Below are 15,939 nucleotides of genomic sequence, written 5' to 3'. Positions count from 1 at the left end.
CTCCGGTGCCGACCGGGAGCTCCGCTCCGGTGCCGAATGGAAGCTGCGCTCCGGTGTCGAGTAGGTCCCGCCGGGTTTGTCACCCGGCTCGCTAGGGGAGCCCTCCGAACCGGCGGAGTCGGACTCCGCGTCGGCCGCGGTGGCCAGGGGTCCTGTCGAAGTGGTGGTGGGTGCCGCGGGCACCGGGTTCCTCTCGTCGGGCCCGATCATCGAAAAGGGGCGGGCGTTTCACGGTGAGGCCTCATTCTACGGGCCGTGTCCGGCTCCGCAGCGGCGGCGCGGTCACCAACCGGTGGGCAGGGGCCGTCCCTCGGCGAAGCCGGCCGCCGACTGGACCCCGAGCACGGCCCGCTCGTGCAGGTCCTCGAGGGTGCGGGCGCCGGCGTAGGTGCAGGTGCTGCGCACCCCGGAGCAGATGTGGTCGATCAGGTCCTCCACGCCCGGCCGTTGCGGGTCGATGCGGATCCGGGAGGTGGAGATGCCCTCCTCGAACAGGGCCTTGCGGGCGCGGTCGAAGGCGGAGTCGTCGACGGTGCGTGCGGCCACCGCGCGCTTGGAGGCCATGCCGAAGCTCTCCTTGTAGGGGTGTCCGGTCTCGTCGTAGCGCAGCTCGCCGGGGGATTCGTAGGTGCCGGCGAACCAGGACCCGATCATGACGTTGGCGGCGCCGGCGGCGACGGCGAGCGCGACGTCGCGGGGGTGACGCACACCGCCGTCGGCCCACACGTGCGCGCCGAGGTCGCGGGCGGTGTGGGCGCATTCGGCGACGGCGGAGAACTGGGGGCGCCCGACGCCGGTCATCATGCGGGTGGTGCACATGGCGCCGGGGCCGACGCCGACCTTGACGATGTCCGCGCCGGCGTCGAGCAGTTCGCGGGTGCCGGCGGCGGAGACGACGTTGCCGGCGACGAGCGGGACGGGCAGATCGAGCGCCTTGATCCGCTTCAGGGCGTCGAGCATCTTCTCCTGGTGCCCGTGCGCGGTGTCGAGGACGAGCAGGTCGACGCCGGCGTCGACCAGTCCGGCGGCCTTGGCGGCGACGTCGCCGTTGACGCCGACGGCGGCACCGATGCGCAGGGCGCCGTCGGCGTCGACGGCCGGGCTGTAGATGCCGGCGCGGACGGCGCCGGTGCGGGTCAGGACCCCGGCGAGGGTGCCGTCGTCGTGGGTGAGGACAACCAACGGGTCGTGCTTGGCCTCGAGCAGCGCGAACGCCTCCCGCGGGGACGAGCCGACGGGGGCGGTGGCGAAGTCGCGGATGGCGACCGACCGCAGCCGCGCGAACCGGTCCACCTCGCGGCAGGACGCCTCGGTGACGACGCCGACGGGGCGGCGGTTCTCGTCGACCACCACGACGGCGCGGTGGGCGCGTTTGGGCAGCAGGGCGAGGGCGTCGGAGACGGAGTCCTCGGGGCCGAGGGTGACGGGGGTGTCGGCGACGAGGTGGCGGCTCTTGACGAACGCGACGGTCTCGGCGGCGGTGCCGGCCGGCAGGTCCTGGGGGAGCACGACGAGCCCGCCGCGGCGGGCGACGGTCTCGGCCATGCGGCGGCCGGACACGGCGGTCATGTTGGCGACCACGATGGGGATGGTGGTGCCGGAGCCGTCGACCGTGGACAGGTCCACGTCGAACCGGGATGCGACGGCGGATCGGTCCGGGACGAGGAACACGTCGTCGTACGTCAGGTCGTACGGGGGCTGGTGACCGTCGAGGAAGCGCACCCGGCGAATGTTACGCGCCGGCGCCGGCGGGTGCGGTGAGCCGGGCCTGGCTGCGTGAGAGCGCCACCGTGGCGATCAGCATCACGCCGACCGAGGCGACGACGAGGGCGAGTCCCGGGCCGTCCACCCGGAGCCGTTCGTCGAGGACGGTCATGCCGAGGAAGACGGCGGCGAGGGGCTCGCCGATGGTGACGGCCGGCAGGGATGCGGCGAGCGGGCCGGCTTGGAAGGCGCGTTGCTGCAGGTAGACGCCGAGGAGGCCGGCGGTGACCAGGGCCCAGGTCTGCCAGGCGCCGACCACGGGCCGCAGGCCGTGCTCGAACAGGTCGGTGACGTACTTGGTGAACGCCACCGCCACCCCGTAGAGCAGGCCGCTGGCCGCGCCGAGGGCCAGCGCCCGGGTGCCGCGGTCGCGGCCGAACAGCCCGATCGCGGTGGCGGCGAGCACGACGGCGCACACCACGCCGAGCGGGAGCACCCACTCGTGCCCGGGGGCGTCGATCTCCCCGGCGGTGGGGTCGCCGACGACGAGGAACACGACGAGAGCCGCGCACAGTGCCGCCGCGGTCAGCCAGGTGGGACGGGTGATGCGAGACCCGGAGAACGCCGCGGACAGGGGGAGGGCGAACAGCAGCGACGACACCAGCAGCGGCTGGACCACCAGGACCGGCCCGAGGGCGAGCGCGGCGACCTGCAGCAGGTAGCCGCCGCCGTCACCGAGTACCCCGGCCCACCAGCGGGGGCTGCGGATCAGGGCGGCGACGAGGGACTCGCCGGCGGGGACGGCTTCGGCGGAGCGCTGCTGGGCGACGCTGGCCGCCGCGAACAGGATCGCGGCGGCCAGCGCGCACACGACGGACGCCGTGACGGTGCCGCTCATGGGCACAAACTATGCCCTACGTCGGCGTCGGTGCGGGCGCGGTCAGGCGCGGATCTCGCTGCGGTCGCCGCTCCAGAGGGTGTGGAACTTGCCGTCGGCGTCGATGCGCTCGTAGGTGTGGGCGCCGAAGAAGTCGCGCTGGCCCTGGGTGAGGGCCGCGGGCAGACGTTCGGCGCGCAGCCCGTCGTAGTACGACAGCGACGAGGCGAACGCGGGGACGGGGATGCCGAGCATGGTGGCGGTGGCCACGACGCGGCGCCAGCTGTCGATGCCGGCTTCGATGGCCTCGCGGAAGTAGGGGGCGAGGATCAGGCTGGGCAGCTGCGGGTCGGCGTCGTAGGCCTCCTTGATGCGGTTGAGGAACTGGGCGCGGATGATGCAGCCGCCGCGCCAGATGGTGGCCAGGGCGGCGCGGTCGACGTTCCAGCCGTATTCGGCGCTGCCGGCGGCGATCTGGTCGAAGCCCTGGGCGTAGGCGACGATCTTCGACGCGTACAGGGCGCGGCGGATGTCCTCGGTGAACTGTGTGGCGTCGGCGGGCTTGTCGCCGAGGGCGCCGGAGGCCAGGCCGCGGGCCGCCGCGCGCTGGGTGCGGGAGCCGGACAGGGCGCGGGCGAAGACGGCCTCGGCGATGCCGGTGACCGGGACGCCGAGGTCGAGGGCGGACTTGACGGTCCAGCGGCCGGTGCCCTTCTGCTCGGCGGCGTCGACGATGACGTCGACGAGGGGCTTGCCGGTGGTGGCGTCGGTCTGGCGCAGGACGTCGGCGGTGATCTCGATCAGGTAGGACTCGAGGGTGCCGGTGTTCCACTCGGAGAACACGTCGGCGATCGTCGTGGCGTCGTAGCCGAGGGCGTCGCGCAGCAGGTTGTAGGCCTCGCCGATGAGCTGCATGTCGGCGTACTCGATGCCGTTGTGCACCATCTTCACGAAATGGCCGGAGCCGTCGGGGCCGATGTGGGTGCAGCACGGGGTGCCGTCGACGTGGGCGGAGATGGACTCGAGAAGGGGGCCGAGGGCCTCGTAGGACTCCGTGGGGCCACCGGGCATGATCGACGGCCCGTTGAGGGCGCCTTCCTCGCCGCCGGAGATGCCGGCGCCGACGAAGTGCAGGCCGCGTTCGCGCAGTGCGGCTTCGCGGCGGATGGTGTCGGTGTAGAGGGCGTTGCCGCCGTCGATGATGATGTCGCCGGGTTCCATCGCGTTCGCGAGTTCCTCGATGACCGCGTCGGTGGCCTCGCCGGCCTTGACCATGATGAGCACCCGGCGCGGCTTCTGCAGGGCGGCGACGAACTCTTCGATGGTTTCGGTGCGCACGAAGTCGCCGTCGTCGCCGTGGGCTTCGAGCAGGGCGTCGGTCTTGGCGACACTGCGGTTGTGCAGCGCGACGGTGTGGCCGTGGCGGGCGAAGTTACGGGCGATGTTCGATCCCATGACGGCCAGGCCGGTCACGCCGATCTGGGCGCGGGGATTCTCGGTGCGTTCGACGGTCATGGGTACAGCTTCCCCCGAACCCGGACGGGATCGAAATCGGGGGCGTGCTACGGGTGGGGCCGGCGCCGGTTCACCAGGCGCGCAGCAGGCGGCCGAGTTCGGTCAGCCACGGCACGGCGACCGCGATGGTGGGCACGACGAGGATCGCGACGGCGGCGGCGTACGCGATGACGGCGGTGCGCAGGTCCGGTCCGGGTTCGGCGAGGCGTTTGACCCGCAGCAGCGTGGAGGGGCCACCGACGGCGAGGGCGCCCTGGGGGGTGCGGGCGCCGGCGCAGGCCACCAGGGCCCGGGCCAGCGGGGTGGGTCCGGTGACGCGCACGGCGGAGTCGTCGGCGAGCATCTCGACGAGCAGCTGCACCGAGCCGAGCGCCGACTTGGACCGCACCCAGCGGGGGAACGCCTCGTAGACGGCGGTGAACGCCTCGAGCACGAGGTCGTGCCGGGCCCGCAGGTGCGAGTGCTCGTGGCCGAGGACGGCGCGGATCTCGTCGTCGCCGAGGTGGTCGAGGGTGCCTTCGCTGAGCACGACCCGGTGCCGCAGGCCCGGCAGGCAGTAGGCGACGGGTTCGGCGGTGTCGAGGACGCGCACGTAGGACAGCTGGCGTACCGACGCGCCGCTGTCGCGCCGGTCGAGCAGGTCGACGAGCATGCGGTGCCGGGCCCGGCGGCGGCGGGTTCGGACGCCGACCCGCAGAATCGAATACATCAACCGTGCACCGATCAGCAGGGTGAGGGCGAAGACCACCACGTAGGTCAGCCACAGGGGCAGGCCCAGCGCGTCGATCTCCTGCAGCGGGGCGGTGGTGGGGCGGCCGTCCTCGCCGGGGACGAGCAGCAGCGACGCGATGGCCAGGCCGGAACTGAACGCGGACAGCACGGCCGCGAGGGCCACCGCCTGCCACAGCACCAGGGCGGCGCGGGGGTTGCGGTACGGCCAGGTGGCACGGCTGAGCAGGGCCGGTACCGGTCCTGCCAGCAGCAGCGCAAGGATGCCGAAGACCAGCGCAGTGGTCGCGTTCATGGCACCGAGTGTGCCAGTCAGCTCGCCCGACCGGTACCCGGGTCGGCGACGGCGGGACGGGCGTGCCCTTCCTCCTCGGCCTCGAGGGCGGCGAGGGCCTCGCGCAGCGCGGCGGCCTCGTCGGGATTGACACGCCCGATGAAGTGGACGAGGGCGGCGACCCGGCCGGCGGACTCGTCGGCCTGATCCAGGGCGTCGACCATGAGGCTGGCGACGAGTTCTTCGCGGCCGTGCACCGGCACGTAACGGTGGGCGCGGTCGTCGCGCTGCTGGATGACGAGGTTCTTCTTCGCGAGGCGCTGGAGAACGGTCATGACGGTGGTGTACGCGAGGGAGCGCCGGGCGGCGAGGGCCTCGTGGACCTGCCGGACGGTCTGGGGTTCGGTGGAGGACCACAGGTGGTCCATCACTGCGCGTTCGAGTTCTCCGAGTGCTGCCATGACACGAGTTTACCGGGTCTCCGACGTACGTGTCGTACTACCCGAAGTAGTACGTGTTCTCGTGGCCGCCGGGCCGCCCGCGGTGCCGACGACGTGGCGGGTGCCGATCGGCACGATCAGCGGCCGGTCCGAGACCGGATCGTCGATCACCGCGGCGTCGAGCGCGAAGACCTCCCGCAGCAACTCCTCGGTGATCACCTCCGCCGGCGCCCCCGACCGCACGATCCGCCCGTCCTTCATCACCACGAGATGGTCGCTGTAGCGGATCGCGAGATTCAGATCGTGCAACACCATCACCACGGTGCGCCCCAGCTCCGAGTGCAGGCGGTCGACGAGGTCGAGCACCTCCACCGAATGCGCCAGATCCAGATAGGTGGTCGGCTCGTCGAGCAGCAGGATGTCGGTGCCCTGCGCCAGCGCCATCGAGATCCACGCCCGCTGCCGCTGCCCGCCCGAGAGCTGATCGACCGGGCGGTCGGCCAGATCCGCGATGCCGGTGCGTTCCAGCGCGACGGCGACCTCGCCCTCGTCGTCGGCGGACCACTGGCGCAGCCACGACTGGTGCGGATGCCGTCCGCGTGCGACGAGGTCGGCGACGGTCAGGCCCTCCGGCGCGACGGGGGCCTGCGGCAGCATCCCCAGCACCCGCGCGACGTCGCGGGTGCGCATCGAGGAGATCGCGTGCCCGTCGAGGAGCACGGTGCCGCGACGCGGGCGCAGCAGCCGGCCCAGGGCCCGCAGCAGGGTGGACTTGCCGCAACCGTTGGGACCGATCACCGTGGTGATCACGCCGGTGGGCACGGTGAGATCCAGGTCGTCGACGACGAGCCGGTCGCCGTAGCCCAGGGCCAGGTGCTCGGCGACGAGCCGCGGCGCCGCGGCCGCCGCCGGTTGGGCTGCGGGCGCGCCGATGTCGCGGGAGATGCCGGTCATACGGAGACCTTTCGGTTGGAGCGCACGAGCAGGTACAGCAGGAACGGGCCGCCGAGCGCGGAGGTGACCAGCCCGACGGGCAGGGCCACCGGCAGCACCGTCCGGGCGAGGATGTCGGCCGCGACGACGAGCGCCGCCCCGGTCAGGGCCGAGGCGATCAGCGGCGGGCCGGGGGAGCGGACCAGCCGCAACGCGACCTGAGGGGCGGCCAATGCGACGAACCCGATGGGGCCGGCCGCCGCGGTGGCGATCCCGGCCAGCGCGCACGCGGAGAGCAGCAGCACCGCCCGCTGGGTCTGCAGCCGCACCCCGAGCGAGCGGGCGGTGTCGTCCCCGAGCCGCAGCGCGCCCATCGTGAACGCGCCGGTGACGAGCCAGCCGCCGAGCACGGCGAGCGCGAGCGCCGTGGGCACCACCTGGGACCACCCGGCACCGTTGAGCGACCCGGTGAGCCACACCTGGGCCTGCGAGACGTCGTTGATGTCGGCCGAGACGAGCATCCAGTTGGTCAGCGCGACGAACAGGGCGTTGGCGCCGATGCCGATCAGCACCAGCCGGAAGCCCTCGACGCCGCCGCGCCAGGCCAGCACGTACACCGCCGCCGCGGTGAGCAGGCCCCCCAGCAGCGCCGCGAGCGGCAGGCCGAGCGCGCCGAGCGCCCCGCCGAGCACTCCGGACCCGGTGGCGACGATCAGGGCGACGGCGGCCGCGCTCGCCCCGGCCGTGATGCCCAGAATGTCGGGGCTGGCCAGGGGATTGCGCGAGACCGTCTGGGTCAGCGCCCCGGAGACGGCCAGGGCCGCGCCGACGAGCACCGCCGCCAGGCCACGGGGCAGCCGCAACTCGAGCACGATGAACCGGTCGAGCTGTTCCCCGCCGCCGGCCAGGACGGCGAGCACCTGCGGCACCGACAACGGATAGTCGCCCCGGCCGAGGCCCACGCACAGCAGCAGGAACGTCGCCACCACCAGCGCCAGGCACACGACCACCATGCGCGGGCGCCACACGAGCGAGACCGGGCCGAGCCGCAGGGCCGGACGGGACGGGACCGTCGGCCGGTCCGGTGCGGGGTGCGTCGTCGCGGGCGCGGTCACAGCGCCACCAGCCGGCGCCGGCGGACCAGGGCGATGAAGAACGGCGCCCCCATCAGCGCGAGCACGATGCCGACCTGCAGTTCGCCGGGCCGCACGACGATCCGGCCGATCACGTCGGCGAGGACGAGCAGCGCGCCGCCGAGCAGGCCCGAATAGGGGACCAGCCAGCGATAGTCGGGTCCGGTGACGGCCCGCGCCACGTGCGGGACCACGAGCCCGATGAACGCGATCGGCCCGCACGCCGCCGTGGCCGCGCCGGTGAGCAGGGTGATGGCGACGATGCCGACGGTGCGGGCCGCGACGACGTTCGTGCCGAGGGAGCGGGCCACGTCCTCGCCGAGTCCGAGGACGTTGAGGCCGGGCGTGTTGGCCACCGCGATGACGAGCCCGGCCGCGAGGAACGGCAGCACCTGCCACAGCACCTCGAGGTCGCGTCCGGCGACGGAGCCGACGATCCAGAACCGGTATCCGTCGAGGGTGGTCTGGTCGAGCAGCACCACCGCATGCGTCATGGCCTGCAGGAAGAAGGCGACGGCGGCGCCGGCCAGGGCCAGGCTCAGCGGCCCGGCGCGGCCACCGCCGAGGGAGGACAGCCCGAAGACCACGACGCTGGCGGCGAGGGACCCGGCGAAGGCGAACCACAGGTACTGGGCGGGGGTGGACATGCCCAGCAGGTAGATCGAGAGCACCACCAGGAACGCGGCGCCCGCGTTGAGGCCGAGCAGTCCCGCGTCGGCCAGCGGATTGCGGGTGTGGCCCTGGATGAGGGCGCCGGCGACGCCGAGTGCGATGCCGACCACGAGTCCGAGGACCGTGCGCGGGATCCGCAGGGTGTGCACGATGACGTCGGTGTCGGAGCCGTCGTCGACGGTCAGCGCGTGGACGACCTCGGCGATGGTCATCGGTCGCGCGCCGACGGCGATCCCGGCGAGCAGCACCACCCCCAGGACGCCGCCGATGGCGAGCAGGCCGAGGAGCCGGCGACGGCGGAGCGCCGCGAGGCTCGTGTCGGCGGCGCGGGGGGTGAAGCCCGCGGCGGCGGCGACGCGGTCGGTGACGACCTCGGTGCCGCGCCGCAGCAGGCTGCGCCGCGTGCCGGCCGGGCCGCCGTCCGCGGCGTCGCGCGTGATCAGGCCGGTCCACTGCTTGCCGAGGCTGCACCCGGTGCTGCCCTCGCGGTGCCCGCGGTTCCACCATTGCAGGCCGACGGTGGCGGCCAGTGCGGTGCCCCCGAAGACGACCCGGTCGGTCTGCCCGCCGCCGTTGGCGTCGGCGAGTGCCTGCACGAGCAGCAGGCCGATGCCGGCGGGAACGGCGAGCAGGGCCAGGTCGAGGGCCTCGGCGACGAGGCGTCGGGCCAGGGAGGGAGGTACAGCGGCGGAGGCCGGTGTGTCCGGGGGGCGGAGGGTGGTCACAGGGGCGGGCTCCTCGGGGGACGCGAACTCGGCCGAACGGAGGTTAGGTTACCGAACCCTATCTTCCGGGTTGCATCCGCCGGCCCGTAATGTAATGGTTAGGCTTACCTAACCACAGCAGCTCGCCGATCAGGAGGTGTGGATGACAACCCTGCTGCCACCCCGATCCACCGCAGCGCAGGTCCGCGCGTTCGTGGACACGGACGCCCGCCTGCGCCTGCTGACGCCGCACGCCCCGCGCGTCTACGCCGTCGCCCGCATCGACGACGAGCCGCGCCGCCGCTGGTGGCGGCTCGCCGACGCCGAGCGGGACCGGCGGATCGCGCTGCTCCACGCCCGCGCGCTCGAGGATGTCGCCGACCCGCGGATCGCCGCCGACCAGGTGGCCGGCGCCCTCGTCCACGTCGTCGCGGGCCGGGTGCTCGCCCCCTACCTGCTCGAGGCGCGCTGCTGGGACCCCGGACTCGACAACCTGTGGATCCACCAGGACAGCGACGGAGGCATCGACTGGGCCGCGGTCGCCGACGACACCCTGCGCGTGTTGCCCGACGATCCCGCGGCCGCCGACGACACGGTCGTCGTGCTGCCGTGCGAGGAGGCGCTCGCGCGGTGGACCGCCCACCGGGCCGGCACCGCGCTGCATGCCGCGCACGCCTCGCTGGCACTGTGCGCCCCCACCGACGCGCTGCGGTTCTGGTCCCTCCTGGGCCGCGCCGTCGTGGCGGGTGCGGCCCAGATTCCCCTGCTGGCCGGCACCTCCCGCTCCGTCGCGGCGCGTCGCGGCCAGCTTCTGCTGGATGCGTTCCTGACGCTGGGCCTGCCGGTCCGAGGGCTTGCCAAATTAGGCAAGCCTTCCCTATAGTCGAGAGTGTTGCGACCGCCGGACCGCGCCGGAGTCCTGAGGGCTGCAGAGACTCCCGGTCCTTCCCGCGGCGGGCCTCGCGTCCACGACGCGAGGCCCGCCGGCTCGTCCCGGCACTGCGTGCCACCGGCGATGTCCTAGCATCCCTTCCAGACCCGGCGACCGCCGCCGGGCCCGCGCCAGGGAGCTGGCACGACCCGGACGGAGTGACACATGACCGATCTGCCCACGCAGGAGCACCTGACCGACCCCGCGGCCGTCACCGAACAGCACAACAACGGCTTCGGCTCCGTCCTCGGCCTCGAGTTCACCGAACTCGGCCCGGACCGGGTCCGCGCACACTGGACCGTCACCCCGACCCAGCACCAGCCGTTCGGCATCGTCCACGGCGGCGTCTACTGCGCGGTCGTCGAGTCCGTCGCCAGCTTTGCCGGCAGCATCTGGCTTGGCGACCGCGGCAAGGTGGTGGGGGTCAACAACAACACCGACTTCATCCGCGCCACCCGCGAGGGTGTGCTCACCGCCACCGCCACCCCCATCCAGCGCGGGCGCAGCCAGCAGCTGTGGCAGGTCGCCATCACCGACGAACAGGACCGCACCGTCGCCCACGGGCAGGTGCGCCTCGCCAACATCCTCGATCCCGACGCCCTGGGGGGCTGACCACAGCGGTGGGGCCGCCGGAACCGGCCTCAGCCCGCGGCGCGGCGGCGGCCGCGACTCAGCCCGCGGCGCGGCGGCGGCCGCGTCTCAGCCCGCGGCGCGGCGGCTGCCGCGTCTCAGCCCGCGGCGCGGCGGCTGCCGCGTCTCAGCCCGCGGCGCGGCGGCTGCCGCGTTCGGCCTCCTCGGTGTGCCGCTGCAGCCGATCGATCGCGTTGCGGGCGAACACCTGCTGCTCCGTCGAGGCCATCTCGTTGCGGCCCCGGGTCAGGAACGTCGTGGCCCACGACAGCAGGGTTGACAGCTTGTTCGAGAACCCCACCAGGTACAGCAGGTGGATCCCCAGCCAGGCCACCCAGCCGACGAACCCGCTGATCTCGAGCTTGCCGACCTTCGCGACCGCGCTGAACCGGCTGATCGTGGCCATCGAACCCTTGTCGAAGTACTTGAACGGCTTGCGTTCGGCCGGACTGTGACCGGACAGGCCCGCCACGATCTGCCGCGCCGCGTACTTACCGCCCTGCATCGCCACCTGCGCCAGGCCGGGCAGCTTGTCCAACGACATCATGTCGCCGATGACGAACACGTTCGGGTGACCGGGCAGCGACAGGTCCGGATTCACCTGGACCCGGCCCGCCCGGTCGACCTCGGCGCCGGACTGCTCGGCGAGCTGCCGGCCCAGCGGGCTCGCCGACACGCCCGCTGACCACACTTTGCACTGCGATTCGATCCGGCGCTCGGTGCCGTCCTTCTCCCTGATCGTCAGGCCCGTCGCGTCCACGTCGATGACCATCGCGTTGAGCTGGATCTCCACGCCGAGCTTCTCGAGGGTCTGACGGGCCTTGGCGCTGAGCTTGCCCCCGTACACCGGCAGCACGTCCGGTGCCCCGTCGAGCAGCACCACCCGCGCCGACGACGGATCGATGGTGCGGAACGCGCCCCGGAGCGTGTGATGGGACAGCTCCGCGATCTGCCCGGCGAGTTCCACCCCCGTGGGGCCCGCCCCGACCACCACGAACGTGAGCAGCCGCCGCTGCTCGGCCGGATCCTCGGACAGTTCCGCCTGCTCGAACGCCCCGAGGATCCGGCCGCGCAGCTCGAGCGCGTCGTCGATCGTCTTCATGCCGGGCGCGAACTCGGCGAACTGGTCGTTGCCGAAATACGACTGCCCGGCACCGGCGGCGACGATCAGGCTGTCGAACGGCGTCACCGTCTCGTGCTCGAGGAACCGGGACGTGACGGTCTGCTGCGTCAGATCGATCGACTCGACGTCGCCGAGCAGCACCTGCGCGTTCTTCTGCTTGCGCAGCACCAGGCGGGTCGGGGGCGCGATGTCGCCCACCGACAGGATGCCCGTCGCCACCTGGTACAGCAGCGGCTGGAAGAGGTGGTGCGTGGTCCGAGCGACGACGGTGACGTCCACGTCGGCACGTGCGAGGGCCTTGGTGGCGAACAGGCCCCCGAATCCGGATCCGATCACCACGACATGGTGACGACGTGGCTCAACCGACTGGATGCTCATTCCGTGCTCCTCGATGTCTCGGGTCGACCGGGCAACCGGTGGCGGGACGAGCGACGGGGCTCCCGCGCCGCCCCCAGTCTGTCAGCAATACCCGCTCACCACAGGCTTACGCGTCCCGCCACCGGCCGGCCCCGCGCGCCGGGCCTCACTCGCGCCGGTCGAGCAGCCCGTAGACCGGATTGTGCCGCGCGGCGTGCCGGACCGCGTCGTCCGTCGCCGACGTATAGATCTGCACGGTCTGCAGCGACCGGTGTCCGAGCAACTGCTGCAGTTCCACCATCGTCGCGCCGCCGTCGGCCAGACTGGTGGCGAAGGTGTGCCGCAGCGCGTGCGCGAGGGCGCCCCGCTTGCGCTCACCCTCGATGCCCGCCATCCGGTACATCCGCCGCACCCGGTACTGCAGCGTGCCGCGGGTGATGCGCCGGCCGTCGGCGCCGACGAACAACGGATCGGACGGGGGATAGCGCTCCCACACCGCCGGCGTCTCGTCGTCGCCGCGCCGGGACCGCTGGGACGGGGGGAACCGCGTGTAGCGCTCCTCGAGGTACCCGGAGACGATCGCCGTCCAGCTCTCCTCGAGCGGAATCCGCCGTTCCACCGATCCCTTGCCCATCACCCGCAGCACGGGCGCCTCGGTGCCGCCGAGAACGCTGCCGAGATCGAGGCGGATCAGCTCCTCCGAGCGGATGCCGGTCAGCAACAGGGTCGCGATGAGCGCCAGATCGCGCTGAGGCCACTCCCGGCCCGAGGCGGCGGGGCGCTGCGCCTCGACGGTGAGGGTGTCGACGAGTTGACCGATCGCCTTGGGCGTGAACGACTTCGGGGTGTGCTGCGGCCGCTTCGGCTGGGCGATCGACGCCATCGGGTTGCCCTCCGACACCCCCTCGGAGACGAGGAAGTTGCAGAAGCTGTTCCACACCGACCAGGCCCGCCGCACCGACGCCGGTTGCCGCTCCCGCGCGAACGCGGCGAACGCCGAGCGCATCGCCCGGATCGTGATGTCCTGCACGCACAGGTCCTCCGGGGCGACCGAGAGCTTGACGCCGAGTTCCTCGCACACCGCCTGCAGATCCAGTCGGTACGCCTTGACGGTGTGCGCCGACCGCTTCGCCGTCTGCAACGTCTCGAGATACGCGGCGACCCAGTCCAGCAACCCCGGATCCACCCGGCTCGTCATGCCCCTCCTCACGTACCGGTCGTACACCTGTGCGATACCAGTGTGACATCCGGGACCGACGGGAACGGTGTGACAACAGGAAAGGGGAGTGGAGACCCGAGGCGGGGCGCGGGTGCCGGACTCCTATCGGGGCACGGACCTGCCGAGCCGGTGCGGTCCCGGCCCCTGCGCTCCCAGCACGTCGCCGGGGTTGGCCAGCGGACACGAGGCCAGGCTCAGGCAGCCGCAACCGATGCAGTCGGTGAAACTGTCCCGCAGGGCGGTGAGCGCCTCGATCCGCTCGGTGAGCCGGTCGTGCCACTGCCGCGACAGCCGGGCCCAGTCCGCGGCGGTGGGCACCCGGCTGTCCGGCAACGAATCGAGCGCCTCCCGGATCTCGTCGAGGGAGACTCCGACGCCCTGGGCGACCCGGATGAACGCCAGGCGACGCAGCGTGTCGCGCCGGTAGGTGCGCCGGTTCCCGGAGGTGCGCCTGCTGTCGATCAGGCCGCGGGCCTCGTAGTAGTGCAGCGCGGACACCGCCACCCCGGAGCGGGCGGACAGCTCGCCCGGGGTCAACCACACGCTCGGCCGCATCGACGTCCCTCCCGTACCCCGGGCCGGCCCGGCGGAACCGACCATACCTGTCGAACCCGAATCTACGTCGACGCGGAAGGGGGTGCCGTGCGGGGAGAGGTCCGGGACGGGAGGGGGTGGGCGAGACGTATCGCCGCCCGGGGACGAGCGCGAGGGTTGCCTTCCCGGCGCTCGCCCGCACGGCGGGCCGGTTCGTCGCGCCCGGGGCGCAAGGGAGGACGGCGACCCCGGGATTGCCCACACGGCGGCGTTCCGCCGGCATCCGGGGAGCGTACCCGCCGCGACCTCTGCCGCGCATGATGGATAACGGTGATTATCCATCATAATCGTTATTATAAATGGCGAGGAGTGCGGCGCCGACCCCGACGAGAGGATCGACGCGGTGCGCCGTGGGGCCGGGCATGCCGGCCGGTCGCCGGCGGCGCGGGACATTCCCGGCCGTCGGGGTGCTCGGGCATCGGGGAGGAGGCCTCGTCCATGCCGAACGTCGCGCGCCGCAGGGGCGTCGGGACGGGTCCGTGCGGTATATCTTCACGGCAGGTCGGATCGTCTGCGAGACGTCGTGATCCCGTATGTGGCGATCGGCCGTCGCGCCGAAGAACGTCGCAGCAGCGCACCGGCCGTTCCATGGGGCGGCCCGCCGTTCCCGCCGTTCCCGGCGTTGCCGAGGCGGCGGGCGTCGCTGCCGGAGCGGATCCAATCCGCCGTCGGCTCGATCACCTCCGCCGTCGCGACGCGGGGCGTCGACCACCTCGGCACTGTATTCGATCCCGGCTGGGGAGTTCTCCGATCCGTTAGTTGACATAATGTGGATTATCGGCAATAAGGGTACCGGCCGTGACCAGCCTTTTCGCCGACGCGGGATCCGGTCGGGTGTCGAGGATGTCGCGAGCCTGCCCGTCGTGACGACGTTCATCTGCTCGGCTTTCGGCGTCGCGGCGCAACGTCGGGCACTTTGTATCGCGGGCTCGCTGCCGAACCGCGCCGCCCAGAGCCCGGACGTGCCTGCCGCCGAGCGGCCGGATGCCACCCCGGGATCAGCAATCGACCACGTGCTCCGGCGTGGCGTGCCCTCGCCCCCCTGCGGGCCTCTCGCGAAGGAATTCGTCACAGTGACGATTGCTGGGGTGAATCCCGGTCAGCGTCCCTCAGCGGTCGCCGGGTCGGCAACGCCGCAGCTGGCCGGACAGGTAGCGCTTGGCGCGGCGATGTCCACCCGCGCTGTCGAATTCGAGGTTCAACTCGGTCAGCAGCGTTGCCAGCAGACTCGCCTGAGGGGTCCATCCGTGTCGGTGTCGGCACTGTGCGAGCCAGTCGATCGGGCCCATGTGTCCGCGATCCGCGTTGCACCGCGGGCACGCGGCAGCCTCGTTGGCGGCGATGCTGGGACCGCCTTTGACTCGCGGCACGAGGTGTTCGGTGGTCGGTGGTACCAGGGGCCCGAACCGTCTGCCGCACCACAGGCATCGGCCGCCCTGACGGTCGACAGCGAGCACGAGTCTGGCGGCACGGTCCACTCGTCGATGGTAACCAGCGGCGCTGCCGACACCGCCGGCCTCGAACCGCCTCCCCTCCCCTCGCGCCGCACAAAATTCATCGACCCTAATACGTCACTGTGACAAAAATCGGACTGGGAGGGGTCGACCGGCGGCGCTCGAAGGGACGATCGACTCTCGCTGCCCTGGTGTCGATCCCGTTAGGCTTTCCGGACATTCGCCGAAGGAGGACTTTCGTGAGCGGCCATGAAGTGAAGATGATCGTGCTGTCGACCGACGATCTCGACGAGTCGATCAAGTTCTACAGCGAGACCCTGGGCATGGCGTTGAAGTTCCGCGACGGCGCTCATTTCGCGGCCCTCGACGGTGGCGGGGTCACCCTCGCACTCGCGACCGCAATCGACCATCCGATCCACGGCCAGGTGGTCGTCGGCATCAAGACCGCCGACGTGGACGCCGCCGCGAAGGCCATCGAAGAAGCCGGCGGCGGCATCGTGAAGGGCCCGTACGACGACGCGCACGAGCGCCGCGCCGTGGTGTACGACAACAAGGGCAACGGGTTGGTCTTCTACAGCCCGCTCGGGCGGTGATCGGTCGCAGACCCCACGTCCCCGCCGCGTGCCGACCTGTTCTGGGTCGACGCGCCG

The 15,939-nt window shown here is 72.3% G+C and carries 15 protein-coding genes; 3 read left to right on the top strand and 12 right to left on the bottom strand.

Annotated elements, in window-relative coordinates:
* Positions 1 to 282 precede the first annotated feature (282 nt).
* The 8 genes from KZJ41_RS15185 to KZJ41_RS15150 all read right to left on the bottom strand — a co-directional run bounded on the left by KZJ41_RS15185 (position 283) and on the right by KZJ41_RS15150 (position 9,002).
* Entirely contained in the window at positions 283 to 1,722 is a 1,440-nt protein-coding gene (locus tag KZJ41_RS15185; protein ID WP_006936796.1) for a GuaB1 family IMP dehydrogenase-related protein, read from the bottom strand.
* Between the two features lie 10 nt (positions 1,723 to 1,732).
* Positions 1,733 to 2,602, bottom strand: coding sequence for a DMT family transporter (locus KZJ41_RS15180; protein ID WP_029543820.1), 870 nt, complete (start codon positions 2,600 to 2,602; stop codon positions 1,733 to 1,735).
* Between the two features lie 42 nt (positions 2,603 to 2,644).
* Complete coding sequence (gene gndA / locus KZJ41_RS15175; protein ID WP_029543818.1) at positions 2,645 to 4,096, bottom strand: NADP-dependent phosphogluconate dehydrogenase; 1,452 nt, start codon at positions 4,094 to 4,096, stop codon at positions 2,645 to 2,647.
* A gap of 70 nt (positions 4,097 to 4,166) precedes the next feature.
* On the bottom strand, positions 4,167 to 5,120 hold the full coding sequence (locus tag KZJ41_RS15170; protein WP_006936800.1) for a M56 family metallopeptidase: 954 nt from the start codon (positions 5,118 to 5,120) through the stop codon (positions 4,167 to 4,169).
* 17 nt (positions 5,121 to 5,137) lie between these two features.
* Complete coding sequence (locus tag KZJ41_RS15165) at positions 5,138 to 5,560, bottom strand: BlaI/MecI/CopY family transcriptional regulator (RefSeq protein ID WP_006936801.1); 423 nt, start codon at positions 5,558 to 5,560, stop codon at positions 5,138 to 5,140.
* Positions 5,561 to 5,569: 9 nt separating this feature from the next.
* The gene (locus KZJ41_RS15160; RefSeq protein WP_050035281.1) at positions 5,570 to 6,493 is read right to left on the bottom strand and encodes an ABC transporter ATP-binding protein; all 924 of its coding nucleotides are present in this window, start codon (positions 6,491 to 6,493) and stop codon (positions 5,570 to 5,572) included.
* Entirely contained in the window at positions 6,490 to 7,587 is a 1,098-nt protein-coding gene (locus KZJ41_RS15155; RefSeq protein ID WP_006936803.1) for an iron chelate uptake ABC transporter family permease subunit, read from the bottom strand. The genes KZJ41_RS15160 and KZJ41_RS15155 overlap by 4 nt, the downstream gene beginning before the upstream one ends.
* On the bottom strand, positions 7,584 to 9,002 hold the full coding sequence (locus KZJ41_RS15150) for an iron ABC transporter permease (protein ID WP_029543814.1): 1,419 nt from the start codon (positions 9,000 to 9,002) through the stop codon (positions 7,584 to 7,586). The genes KZJ41_RS15155 and KZJ41_RS15150 overlap by 4 nt, the downstream gene beginning before the upstream one ends.
* A 142-nt stretch (positions 9,003 to 9,144) precedes the next feature.
* Here KZJ41_RS15150 and KZJ41_RS15145 point away from each other — a divergent pair, with 142 nt between their 5' ends.
* Together KZJ41_RS15145 and KZJ41_RS15140 are read left to right on the top strand one after the other, a co-directional pair.
* Positions 9,145 to 9,864 (top strand): hypothetical protein, encoded by a 720-nt coding sequence (locus KZJ41_RS15145; RefSeq protein WP_006936805.1) that lies wholly within the window; start codon positions 9,145 to 9,147, stop codon positions 9,862 to 9,864.
* A gap of 213 nt (positions 9,865 to 10,077) precedes the next feature.
* Entirely contained in the window at positions 10,078 to 10,524 is a 447-nt protein-coding gene (locus tag KZJ41_RS15140; RefSeq protein WP_006936807.1) for a PaaI family thioesterase, read from the top strand.
* 145 nt (positions 10,525 to 10,669) lie between these two features.
* Here the strand turns inward: KZJ41_RS15140 and KZJ41_RS15135 are convergent, their stop codons facing one another.
* The 4 genes from KZJ41_RS15135 to KZJ41_RS28515 form a co-directional block, all read right to left on the bottom strand.
* Positions 10,670 to 12,043 (bottom strand): NAD(P)/FAD-dependent oxidoreductase, encoded by a 1,374-nt coding sequence (locus tag KZJ41_RS15135; protein WP_251549273.1) that lies wholly within the window; start codon positions 12,041 to 12,043, stop codon positions 10,670 to 10,672.
* Positions 12,044 to 12,188: 145 nt separating this feature from the next.
* Positions 12,189 to 13,220: a tyrosine-type recombinase/integrase gene (locus KZJ41_RS15130; protein WP_006936819.1), complete on the bottom strand. Its 1,032-nt coding sequence runs from the start codon at positions 13,218 to 13,220 to the stop codon at positions 12,189 to 12,191.
* Positions 13,221 to 13,343: 123 nt separating this feature from the next.
* The gene (gene soxR, locus KZJ41_RS15125) at positions 13,344 to 13,796 is read right to left on the bottom strand and encodes a redox-sensitive transcriptional activator SoxR (protein WP_006936821.1); all 453 of its coding nucleotides are present in this window, start codon (positions 13,794 to 13,796) and stop codon (positions 13,344 to 13,346) included.
* Between the two features lie 1,148 nt (positions 13,797 to 14,944).
* Positions 14,945 to 15,313 carry an HNH endonuclease gene (locus KZJ41_RS28515; RefSeq protein ID WP_044475987.1) on the bottom strand — a complete coding sequence of 123 codons (369 nt, stop codon included), beginning with the start codon at positions 15,311 to 15,313 and terminating at the stop codon, positions 14,945 to 14,947.
* Positions 15,314 to 15,528: 215 nt separating this feature from the next.
* Here KZJ41_RS28515 and KZJ41_RS15115 point away from each other — a divergent pair, with 215 nt between their 5' ends.
* Entirely contained in the window at positions 15,529 to 15,882 is a 354-nt protein-coding gene (locus KZJ41_RS15115) for a VOC family protein (RefSeq protein ID WP_006936832.1), read from the top strand.
* Positions 15,883 to 15,939 lie beyond the last annotated feature (57 nt).

This window comes from Rhodococcus sp. 11-3 (genome assembly GCF_023704055.1).
GTDB lineage: Bacteria > Actinomycetota > Actinomycetes > Mycobacteriales > Mycobacteriaceae > Rhodococcus > Rhodococcus aetherivorans.
This window is presented reverse-complemented; position numbering and strand designations above follow the sequence as displayed.

Bases quoted from the DNA above. Each gene is read 5' to 3' on its own strand.
- KZJ41_RS15180 (WP_029543820.1), bottom strand. From the start codon at position 2,602: ATGAGCGGCACCGTCACGGCGTCCGTCGTGTGCGCGCTGGCCGCCGCG.
- gndA (WP_029543818.1), bottom strand. From the start codon at position 4,096: ATGACCGTCGAACGCACCGAGAATCCCCGCGCCCAGATCGGCGTGACC.
- KZJ41_RS15170 (WP_006936800.1), bottom strand. From the start codon at position 5,120: ATGAACGCGACCACTGCGCTGGTCTTCGGCATCCTTGCGCTGCTGCTG.
- KZJ41_RS15165 (WP_006936801.1), bottom strand. From the start codon at position 5,560: ATGGCAGCACTCGGAGAACTCGAACGCGCAGTGATGGACCACCTGTGG.
- KZJ41_RS15160 (WP_050035281.1), bottom strand. From the start codon at position 6,493: ATGACCGGCATCTCCCGCGACATCGGCGCGCCCGCAGCCCAACCGGCG.
- KZJ41_RS15145 (WP_006936805.1), top strand. From the start codon at position 9,145: ATGACAACCCTGCTGCCACCCCGATCCACCGCAGCGCAGGTCCGCGCG.
- KZJ41_RS15140 (WP_006936807.1), top strand. From the start codon at position 10,078: ATGACCGATCTGCCCACGCAGGAGCACCTGACCGACCCCGCGGCCGTC.
- KZJ41_RS15135 (WP_251549273.1), bottom strand. From the start codon at position 12,043: ATGAGCATCCAGTCGGTTGAGCCACGTCGTCACCATGTCGTGGTGATC.
- KZJ41_RS15130 (WP_006936819.1), bottom strand. From the start codon at position 13,220: ATGACGAGCCGGGTGGATCCGGGGTTGCTGGACTGGGTCGCCGCGTAT.
- soxR (WP_006936821.1), bottom strand. From the start codon at position 13,796: ATGCGGCCGAGCGTGTGGTTGACCCCGGGCGAGCTGTCCGCCCGCTCC.